Genomic DNA, 9,491 nt, shown 5'->3' with positions numbered 1-9,491 from the left:
AACGAAACAACCCCTTTACAGAGAACGACGAAAAAGCAACGACAAAAAAACCCAAAAGGTAGATCCTGAAACAATTTCAGAATGACCTTTAATTTAATACAAAAATACGACGGGGCACCACCGCGCCAGTTTAGAGTAGCCAAAAAAAATGGCACGGGGCATTATTAAAAAACAAAGCCCCCGGGAGTTGGGCCAGGGGTATTGTAAGATACTTGTGGATTATTTTTGACTTATTGTAATTTTTCTTTGGCTTCTTTTAGTTGTTTCTTCCAAGCCTTTTTGGCTTCCTTATGCTTCTTTTCAGCCACGCCGGACAATAAGTCCTCCACGCGCTGGGCCTTTACCTGCTCCAAGTTGGCCTCGTCGACTTTTACCTTGTTTTCCCAGTTATCTAAATTTGCGCGTTCGGCGGCAAGGCGGTCCTTTACATACGCAAGCCCCGCCTCCACGCCGGCGGAAACCTCTTCCGCCAGTTTGGCCTTGATAGCGGGCTTGTCGGCCTCTTTGGCTTTTTTGTACTGCTTAACCAACTTTTTAATGCGTTTTTGACGCGCCTTAAAGGCTTTTTTCTGTTCGGCGGGAGTTTGTTTTTGCTCCGCCGGGACGGGCTTTTCGTCCGTCTTTTTAACGGCCGGGGCCGACTCCGCAGGCAAACTGCACTCCGCCGGGGTTCCAGCATCGGTATCTTTTAGTTCCGCCGCCGTTACTCCCCCCACAAAACACACAGATAATAAAACAAAAAGAAGTCTCTTCATATAGGCCTCGTTAATCCAAGGACGTGTCGTGTACGCCCGCTTCGGCAAAGCCTTTGGCGCGCAGTTTGCACGAATCACAATGACCGCACGGCTTTTTTCCGCCCGCGTAGCAACTCCAAGTGAGTTCAAACGGCACCTTCAACTTAGCGGCCAAGCGCACGATATCGGTTTTGGACATCCGCATCAGCGGCGCCAATACTTCAATCCCTTCCGTTACGCCCATTTTGGTTCCGCGGTTTAGCGCATCCGCAGCCGCTTTAAAGAACGCGGGGGTGCAATCGGGGTAGCCCGAAAAGTCAATCGCGTTGGGGCCTGCGATAATCGCATCGGCGTGAATTGCGTCCAACAAGGAGCCCGCAATAGAGAGGAACATCAGGTTCCGCCCCGGCACATAGGTAGAAGGAATCCCCTCTTTCGGAATATCCTCTAACGCCACATCCGGCAGGGCCTGGTTCTTATCCACCAAGGAACAGCAGGACAGCCACGGCAAATTGAGCGTAATCAAATGGTGCTTAACCCCCAAGTTGCGTGCAATCATTTGTGCGGCCAACACCTCGCGGTCGTGGCGCTGCCCGTAAGAAACGGTGAGCGCTTCACACTCGTAACCGTGCGCCAAGGCCCAATACAAACATGTGGTGGAATCCAACCCGCCCGAAAAAAGCACAATGGCTTTCTTTTTGGTTTTACCGCCAAACGCCGCCGTTTTGCCCGAAAAGGTAACTTCGGCAGACGGTACCGCCTGTTGCGGCGCAGACACCTGAACACCCGCGACAGCCTTAGCGGCAGGTTGAGCCGGGGCCTGCTTCAAAGCGGCGTCTAATAAGTCCTCCGCCGGAGCAGGCGCATTTTCAGTTTTGGTCTCGCCAAAACTGTTAGCAAGTTCTTGTTCCAATTCCTCTTTTTCCTCTTTCACAGTGTTTAAAATTCCACTAAAAAAATTTTTCAGGCCGCTCTTGGTGCTATCCGATGTCTTGGCGACGGGTTCCTCCTGCGACGGAGCGACAGGCGTTTGAACCGGGGCCGCGGCGGGTTGCTGTTCGGCTTGTTTGGTAACCAGCCAAGCCGCGGGCGCCTGCGTACCGTACGGGTAGCAAACCGCATAGCCCTGGTTGGAGAACGACACCTGTGGGACCACCTTTAAATCATCCACTTTAAACGCGATTTTGGCGTCCTTTTCGGCGGTTTTAGGCCCCTGTTTCAAAAATTCCACACAGCGCATTGTGTTATTAAATTCCACAATGGCATCCTCGGGGTTCCCAATACCTTGCACGCAGTCTTTCAGCGCGGCTACACAAAAACCGTCTTCTACCGAATCCGCCGTACCATACAGCGAAGCGGGCACCAGCAAAACATCCTTATCCATATTGGCAAGGACATCAGCCAGCGTGTAAAAGTTGCAGAAGCCGCCTACCAGCACGGTGCTGGCGTTCTTGGCGGCAAACAGCGCCTTCATTCCCTCGTTGCTGAGCACCAAGGCGGGCGTACGGCCCGAAGCGCGCGAAGCCGCATAAGGCGAATCGTCCTCGTGGGACAGCGCAATATCCTGCTCGCTATATACCTCAAAATCCGCGTGGCGGCTTGTAAAAGCGGCTACATCTTCCGCCTTATCAAAGCCCAAAACGGTCTTTTTGCCACGCGCCAACAACTCGCACAGCGTGGTGGATGTACGCAATACATCCACAATAACGGCTACATCTGCCCATTGTTCACATTCCCCTGCGGTTTTAGCTATCAGAACGCTCATTTAATATCCCCAATACTTTAAAATCGTCAATCGCTTTTTCGTCTTCTTCGCTCAAATTATCCACGTATTTGATTGCATAGATAATCAGCGTTACGCGCGGATTGGACGCACCGTCCTCCGCACTGTTATACTGGCCGATAAGCATTGCATCGGCCCCCTTGGACGCTACAAACTTGCGGCCCTTTTCCACCCCCATTTTTAAATTGTCGCGGGTGGGCTGTAAGTTTTTAATGCGCAAAAGCCCCAAGTTGCCATACGGGCGGGTAATTTCGCTCTTACTGCCGATAATTTCCACATTTTTGGCCTTGGTGGGCGGAAAATCCGGCCCTATCGGAATCCAGTCCAAGTTGTTCATTTCCAAGGTGGCACACCCAGCCAACAAGAGCCCGGCTACCAGTAACCCTAATTTTTTCATTTGCCCTCCTTTTTCTGGGAGGCCAACTGTCCGCACGCGGCTAAAATATCGTTACCCATACTTTTGCGGATAGTTACGCCTATACCCATTGCTTTTAAGCCGGCGGCAAAGTCCTTTACTATGCGGTCTTCGGTCTTTTCGCCGCGGCCCAGGTTGCACGCAATCAAATTGACGTGCAGTAAATAGTTATCTTTAATGCTGTAAATCCAATCCGCCAGTTTGCGGATGTGCTCCGGGCGGCTGTTTACGTTTTCAATGACGGAATATTCCAAAAACACTTGGCGGCCCGTCATAGCGATATATTCTTCCAACGCTTTTTTGATATCATCCAAATCAAACTTGCGGTTTACGGGCATAATTTTGCTGCGCTCGGCGTTGTCGGCGTTGTGCAGGGAAATAGCCAAATTGGCCTGCGGCAAATCTACCGCCAGTTTGTGCAGTTTATCGGCAATGCCTGATGTGGAAATGGAAATATGGCGCGCGCCAATATTTAAATAGTCCGGGTTGGAAAGTTCCTGCGCTGCCTTTACCACATTTAAATAGTTCAGTAACGGTTCCCCCATCCCCATAAAAACCACGCTGGAAATACGTTCGCCCAGTTTTTCTTTATGCACATACTGATACCACATTAGCACCTGGTCGGTGATTTCCTCTTGCGTTAAATCGCGCTTGAAGCCCATTTTGCCCGTGGAGCAAAAGGAACAGCGCAGCGGGCACCCCACTTGGCTGGATACACACACGCTCCAAGTATCCTGCGGTTTTAACAATACGGTTTCAATCTGGTAGCCGTCTTTGAGCGTTAAGAGCGCCTTGGCCACTTTGTCCCGATCCGAGCAGACGATTTTGGCCACCTTAAAACTGAGCAACGGGCGGTCTTGTTTCAATTTTTCGCGCAAATCGGCGGGCAGGCTGGTGGCTTCGTCCCAGGACGAAATCCCGCGTTTAAAAATAGCATCCTTTACCTGCGAGATGCGGAAGTTCGGCAAACCCGCATCTTTTATGTATTGTTTGACGTATTCAAAATTCATTTTTCTTTCCTTATTATGGGGTATATATATTTTAACATTTTCCGCTATCCAATATACAAAGCCGCAGAAAGATGAAAAAATGCCTATTTTTTAGTATAATACCAGCACGATGAGTGAAGATATTAAATTTAGCACAGCCGGCTTCCGGGCCGTTACCGCAGACGGGTTGACCGCCCAGTCCGTACAGCGTTTGACTTACGGGATTTCCGAACATATTTTGGAACATCCTTTCTATGGATTTGAAGGTACTGGATACCGCAAGCACTGTGAAGAACAAGGCAAAAAACCCAAAAAGCCCCTCGTACTAGTGGGGTATGATACCCGTTTTCTTTCTAAACAATTTGCCTATGTGGCGGCCAACGCCCTTGTGCAGAGCGGCATTACCGTAAAGGTGGCCGAACTGCCCCTGCCTACCCCGGTGGCCGAGTGGGCGGTGCTCAATGAGTGCGCCGTCGGTGCCATCGTAATTACGGGCAGCGAGGCCGAATACTATGTAAACGGCGTAAAATGGATTTCGTACTACGGCGGTATTGCCAACAACGAAATCGTACAAGATATTGAAAAGCGTATCCCTTCACCCAACGCACAGATTTTAAAAGCGTCCTCTACCGAGTTTGGCGTATTGAACGCCGCGGCAACCATTAGCAAGGATTTCCGCAAAGGCTATATGGCCCGCTTGGAAAAAATGATTGACGTAAAGGCGCTTAAAAAGGCGAAATTAAAAGTAGCCATTGACCCGCTTTTCGGTACGTCCAAATATTACTTCCGCGACTTTTTAGAAAAGCACGGCGTAACGGTGGAAGGCATCCACGAAGGGGAAGACGTCCTCTTTGGCGGACATACGCCTAACGCCGGCCCCGTAAGTTTGACGGACCTTAAAAAATTAGTCGTAAGCAAAAAAATGCATTTGGGCATCGCTTGCAACCCGGATTGCGACAAATTCGGCATTATTGACGCCGAAGGCAACTGGGTGTCCCCCAACGAAATAGCCCCGCTGTTACTGGAACACTTGGTTCACAACAAAAACCTCAAAGGCCGCGTGTGCAGAAGCGTAATTACCTCCAACCTGATTGACCAGGTAGCCAAGGTAAACGGCTTAATGCTGCGCGAAACCCCGGTAGGCTTTAAATACATTACCGAGTTAATGATTACCGGCCAGTACATTATGGGTATGGAGGAGTCGGGCGGTATTGCGATTGCCCACCACATCCCGGACAAAGACGGCCTGTTGGCCTGCCTGCTGGTGGTGGATATGTTGGCCACCGAAGGCAAGACCTTAAAACAACTGAAAAAAGAATTTTATAAAAAATACAAACAGTTGTTTGACCAAAAAGTCAGTATTCCCAAGGCGGAAACCGAAATTAACCGCATTATGGAACGCTTGGATATCAAGCCGCCGCTTTCCATTAACAAAACCTCCGTGTGGCGCATTGACAACACCGACGGGTTTAAGTTTATCTTAAAGGGCGGTAGTTGGCTGGCGATTCGCCCGTCCAGCACCGAGCGGTTAATCCGTATGTACGCCGAAGCGCAAGATGCGAAATTGCCGGAAATACTGATTAAAGAAGGCAAAAAAATCATAGACAGCATTGTCTAATCCGGCACATTGACGGAAGGGGGTTATATGGTTCGCATTAAAAAAATTACGGCAAGAGAAATTTTGGACTCGCGAGGATACCCAACGGTAGCCGCCGATGTTCTATTGGATGATGGCAACACTGGCACCGCGGCCGTGCCCAGCGGGGCTTCTACGGGCTCACACGAAGCGCTTGAACTGCGCGACGGCGGGGAGCGCTACAATGGCAAAGGCGTCTTAAAAGCCGTAGCCAATGTGGAACGCATATCCCAGCAATTAGCCGGGATGAATCCGTTTGATATCCGCCTGGTAGACGAAAGTATGCTCGCGCTGGACGGCACGGAAAACAAAACCAATTTAGGAGCCAACGCAATGCTGGCCGTATCTATGGCCGTCTTGCGGGCGGGGTGCCACAGCGCCAAAGTACCACTCTATCAGCATATCCGCAATGTCTATAATTTGGATAACAGCCGCTACATTTTGCCCGCGCCAATGCTTAACATTATTAACGGCGGGAAACACGCGGATTCGGGCCTGGACGTACAGGAATTTATGATTGTGCCCACCGCGCCCAAAACTTTCGCCGAAGCCTTGCGCGAAGCGAGCGAAACGTATCACGCCTTAAAGGATTTGCTTAAAAAAGAGGGTATGGTGATTGCCGTAGGGGATGAGGGCGGTTTTGCGCCGAAAATCACCAGACACGAGGATGTGCTCAAAACCATTTTAGCCGCCGCTAAACAAGCGGGGCACGCGGAAATTTCGTTGGCTATGGACTGTGCCGCCAGCGAGTTCTATCACGAGGGTTCCTACCGCTTTGAGGGCAAAATGCACTCCGCGCAGGAAATGACCGATATTTACACCGATTGGTGCCAAAAATATCCCCTTGTGTCTATTGAGGACCCCTTGCAGGAGGACGACTGGACCGGGTGGAAACACATCACCGAAAAACTGGGTAAAAAAATCAACCTGGTGGGCGACGATTTGTTTGTTACCAACTTAAAACGCTTGGAAAAGGGCATTGCCGAAAAGGCCGCCAACTCCATTTTAATCAAGGTCAACCAAATCGGCACCGTGTCCGAAACCATAGACGTAATGGAACTGGCCAAGAAGCACGGCTATTCGCGCATTGTATCGCACCGCTCCGGCGAAACCGAGGATACGTTTATCGCCGATTTGGCCGTAGCCACCAACGCAGGCGCCATTAAAACGGGCGCGCCCGCGCGTTCCGAACGGACGGCAAAATACAACCGTCTGCTCCAAATTGAAGCCGAACTGGGCGACAAAGCCGAGTACGCGCAGGACTCCGTATTTAGCCGCAAATGAACACTCAAGCCATAACGGATTTTATTATCCAAAACAAAAAACCGCTACTACTGGGGACCGCCCTGGTAGTAGTGGTTATCTTCTTTTTAGGCAGTAGTATTGTCAGTTTGGTGCATAACAAACTGGAACTGCGCAAATTAACGCGCCAAAGCGTGCAACTGGATAAAGAACACGAACAGTTGACCGCCACAATGGCTCTGCTGGAAAAAGAGGACGCCGCTTATTTGGAAAAAATCGCCCGCACCCAATACAATATGATAGGGGCGGACGAAGTGGAATTTAGGTTTCAACCCGATAAATAACTTATGAATATTGATGTTATCAATTTAGGCCCGATGGGCAACTGTACTTATTTACTAAGTGAAGGGCAAGACGCCATTTTGATTGACCCGGCTTGGGATATGAACTATTTGGAACATACCCTGGAAGAAAAAAAGTTAAACTTGCTGGCCGTATTCTTTACGCACGGGCACTTTGACCACGTTAAATTTTCCCAAGACCTCTTGCAAAAGCACCATTTACAAGCCTTTTTGGAGGAAAACGACCTCGCCCTTTCGGGCTTGGACCCGCAATTTGTACACGCTTATCAGGGGGAACAGCACCTGCAAATAGGACCCTTTGCCGTGCACATTATCCCCACTCCCGGCCATACGGCGGGCGGTGTGTGTTTGCACATTGGCAACGCACTCTTTACGGGCGACACCCTCTTTCCAGGGGCGTGCGGACGGGTGGATTTGCCGTCCTCTAATCCGCGCCAAATGCGCCAAAGTTTAGTAAAACTTTCCAAACTGCCCGAAGATACGCAAATTTTTTCGGGCCACGCCTACGGCGGAAAATGCAGTTCCACCATCGGCTATGAACGGGTAAAAAATCCGTTTATGCGCAACGCCATCCGCGACGAGGAGCGCCTGTAATGCACCCGATACTTTTTAAAATAGGCTCCTTTGAACTGGCCAGTTACGGGCTAATGACCGCGCTCGGCTACGCGGCCGCCGCGCTTTATTTAGTGCCGCGCCTTAAAAAAATCGGCTTGGATAAAGACACCTTTTGGAACCTGCTTTTTATCGCCTTTATCGGCGCGCTGGCTGGGAGCAAACTGCTCTATATTATTGTTTCCTGGCCGCAGTTGGGAGCAACCTTAGCCGAAAAACTGACCAACATCGTGCGCGATTTCCGCTACGGGTTTGTCTTCTTCGGCGGGATGATTGTTTCCGTCGGTGCGCTTATTTATTACATGAAGAAAAAGGGCCTGCCCCTTTTAAAAACGAGCGACTTTTTAATCGTCGGCCTGCCGCTGGGGCACGCCTTGGGGCGCATTGGATGCTTTTTGGCGGGGTGCTGCTTCGGTCGGCCGACCACAATGCCGTGGGGAGTACGGTTTACCGACCCGCACTCTTTGGTAGCCCCGGAACTTTTAAATGTGCCGCTTCACCCTACGCAACTGTACGAAGCCGCCGGGAACCTGATTTTATTCGTATTATTACATTATGCGTCCAAACCCCCGCATAAAGACGGAAAAATATTAGTGCAATATGTAACGTGTTACAGCGTAATGCGCTTTGTGATTGAGTTTTTCCGCGGGGATTACCGCGGCGCCTATTGGTTGGGGTTATCCCCCTCCCAATGGATTGCCTTAGTGGCCGCGGCGGTCTCGTACTGGCTTTGGACCCGCTTAAAAAAGGATGCTACTTATGCAGGAAAATAAAAAAATCGTTTTTGAAGGATATTCGCGCCGTTTAGACATTTTTGCCGCCGACGAACTGGCCGACTTTTCGCGCGCGATTGTGCAAAAAATGATTAAAGACGGAAAAATTACCGTCAACGGCAAGAAGGTAAAACCCTCTTGGCCGCTTACTCCCGGCGAGGTGGTGGAGTTTGAAATGCCCGCCCCCAAAGCCAAAACGAAACTATCCGATTTAATCATCCACGACGGTAAGGATTTTTTTGTAGTGATTAAGCCCGCGGGTATGCTTGTTCACCCCCAAAGCCCCGTATGGGAGGAACACCCCGAAGCCGTGTTTTCCACAGAGGAAACCTTAGTATCCGTCATTTTGGCAAATCCGCCCAAAGGCTTTGATACGTCTATTCCGCGCGCAGGGCTTGTACACCGTTTGGACCGCGAAACCAGCGGCGTAATGGTGGTTGCCAAAACGCAGGAATTTCAGGCCGAAATGGTGGCGCTGTTTTCCAACCGCGAGGTGCACAAAACCTATCACTCCATTGCCTGCGGCGAAGTACCGGATGACGAGGGCACGATTGACGTGCCGATAGGACGCGTGGCCGGGGGCAAAATCAAGGCTTCCGACGTAGGACGCGAAGCCGTAACCGATTATAAGGTGCTGGAACGCAAAAACGGATTTACCTATATTGAACTTTACCCGCGCACAGGCCGCACGAACCAGTTGCGCGTACATTTAAGTTGGCTGGGTTACCCGGTGCTGGGGGACTGGCTCTACCGCGGCGCCACGGCAGACCGTTTAATGCTGCACGCGCGGAGAATTGAGTTTAAACACCCGCTGACGGGCAAAAAATTAAAGTTTGAGGCGCCCGTTCCGCCGGACTTTTTAGCCGCGTGGAAGCGCGTTACCGAAGGCAAATAATCTTTTCCCCCGCCCTTACCCGGCGGGGATTTTTTTGCCCTAAAAAACTA

The 9,491-nt window shown here is 50.6% G+C and carries 10 protein-coding genes; 6 read left to right on the top strand and 4 right to left on the bottom strand.

Translation table 11 applies throughout. The features are described from left to right. Positions 1-230: 230 nt before the first annotated feature. Genes B2118_RS02600 through rlmN form a run of 4 tightly spaced genes read right to left on the bottom strand, consistent with a single transcriptional unit; the run spans position 231 to position 3,942 of the window. Entirely contained in the window at positions 231-755 is a 525-nt protein-coding gene (locus B2118_RS02600; RefSeq protein WP_428053074.1) for a hypothetical protein, read from the bottom strand. Positions 756-765: 10 nt separating this feature from the next. Next, a complete protein-coding gene (gene queC, locus B2118_RS02595; RefSeq protein ID WP_428053073.1) occupies positions 766-2,499 on the bottom strand; it encodes a 7-cyano-7-deazaguanine synthase QueC in 1,734 nt (577 codons plus the stop codon). Continuing rightward, entirely contained in the window at positions 2,480-2,914 is a 435-nt protein-coding gene (locus tag B2118_RS02590; RefSeq protein ID WP_428053071.1) for a hypothetical protein, read from the bottom strand. The genes queC and B2118_RS02590 overlap by 20 nt, the downstream gene beginning before the upstream one ends. Beyond that, complete coding sequence (rlmN, locus tag B2118_RS02585; RefSeq protein WP_428053069.1) at positions 2,911-3,942, bottom strand: 23S rRNA (adenine(2503)-C(2))-methyltransferase RlmN; 1,032 nt, start codon at positions 3,940-3,942, stop codon at positions 2,911-2,913. Before rlmN ends, B2118_RS02590 begins: the two co-directional genes overlap by 4 nt. Positions 3,943-4,051: 109 nt before the next feature. On the opposite strand from rlmN, the gene B2118_RS02580 reads away from it, so the two are divergent. From B2118_RS02580 to B2118_RS02555, 6 genes are read left to right on the top strand one after another with little or no spacing between them, the layout of a single operon-like run. Further along, positions 4,052-5,539: a hypothetical protein gene (locus tag B2118_RS02580; protein ID WP_428053067.1), complete on the top strand. Its 1,488-nt coding sequence runs from the start codon at positions 4,052-4,054 to the stop codon at positions 5,537-5,539. A 27-nt stretch (positions 5,540-5,566) separates the two neighbouring features. Further along, entirely contained in the window at positions 5,567-6,841 is a 1,275-nt protein-coding gene (eno, locus tag B2118_RS02575; protein ID WP_428053065.1) for a phosphopyruvate hydratase, read from the top strand. Continuing rightward, the gene (locus B2118_RS02570; RefSeq protein WP_428053064.1) at positions 6,838-7,143 is read left to right on the top strand and encodes an FtsB family cell division protein; all 306 of its coding nucleotides are present in this window, start codon (positions 6,838-6,840) and stop codon (positions 7,141-7,143) included. The genes eno and B2118_RS02570 overlap by 4 nt, the downstream gene beginning before the upstream one ends. Positions 7,144-7,146: 3 nt before the next feature. Beyond that, positions 7,147-7,755 (top strand): MBL fold metallo-hydrolase, encoded by a 609-nt coding sequence (locus tag B2118_RS02565; RefSeq protein ID WP_428053062.1) that lies wholly within the window; start codon positions 7,147-7,149, stop codon positions 7,753-7,755. Further along, positions 7,755-8,546, top strand: coding sequence for a prolipoprotein diacylglyceryl transferase (gene lgt, locus B2118_RS02560; RefSeq protein WP_428053060.1), 792 nt, complete (start codon positions 7,755-7,757; stop codon positions 8,544-8,546). The genes B2118_RS02565 and lgt overlap by 1 nt, the downstream gene beginning before the upstream one ends. Then, entirely contained in the window at positions 8,533-9,441 is a 909-nt protein-coding gene (locus B2118_RS02555) for an RluA family pseudouridine synthase (protein ID WP_428053058.1), read from the top strand. The genes lgt and B2118_RS02555 overlap by 14 nt, the downstream gene beginning before the upstream one ends. The last annotated feature ends 50 nt before the right edge of the window (positions 9,442-9,491 follow it).

Source organism: Candidatus Avelusimicrobium stercoris, assembly GCF_002437085.1.
Lineage (GTDB): Bacteria > Elusimicrobiota > Elusimicrobia > Elusimicrobiales > Elusimicrobiaceae > Avelusimicrobium > Avelusimicrobium stercoris.
Note: the sequence above shows the minus strand (reverse complement) of the source record. Positions and strands in the feature narration are given on the sequence as shown.

What these genes read in the sequence shown, in the direction of transcription:
- B2118_RS02580 (WP_428053067.1), top strand. Translation starts at nt 4,052, where the DNA reads ATGAGTGAAGATATTAAATTTAGCACAGCCGGCTTCCGGGCCGTTACC.
- eno (WP_428053065.1), top strand. Translation starts at nt 5,567, where the DNA reads ATGGTTCGCATTAAAAAAATTACGGCAAGAGAAATTTTGGACTCGCGA.
- B2118_RS02590 (WP_428053071.1), bottom strand. Translation starts at nt 2,914, where the DNA reads ATGAAAAAATTAGGGTTACTGGTAGCCGGGCTCTTGTTGGCTGGGTGT.
- B2118_RS02570 (WP_428053064.1), top strand. Translation starts at nt 6,838, where the DNA reads ATGAACACTCAAGCCATAACGGATTTTATTATCCAAAACAAAAAACCG.
- rlmN (WP_428053069.1), bottom strand. Translation starts at nt 3,942, where the DNA reads ATGAATTTTGAATACGTCAAACAATACATAAAAGATGCGGGTTTGCCG.
- B2118_RS02600 (WP_428053074.1), bottom strand. Translation starts at nt 755, where the DNA reads ATGAAGAGACTTCTTTTTGTTTTATTATCTGTGTGTTTTGTGGGGGGA.
- B2118_RS02555 (WP_428053058.1), top strand. Translation starts at nt 8,533, where the DNA reads ATGCAGGAAAATAAAAAAATCGTTTTTGAAGGATATTCGCGCCGTTTA.
- queC (WP_428053073.1), bottom strand. Translation starts at nt 2,499, where the DNA reads ATGAGCGTTCTGATAGCTAAAACCGCAGGGGAATGTGAACAATGGGCA.
- B2118_RS02565 (WP_428053062.1), top strand. Translation starts at nt 7,147, where the DNA reads ATGAATATTGATGTTATCAATTTAGGCCCGATGGGCAACTGTACTTAT.
- lgt (WP_428053060.1), top strand. Translation starts at nt 7,755, where the DNA reads ATGCACCCGATACTTTTTAAAATAGGCTCCTTTGAACTGGCCAGTTAC.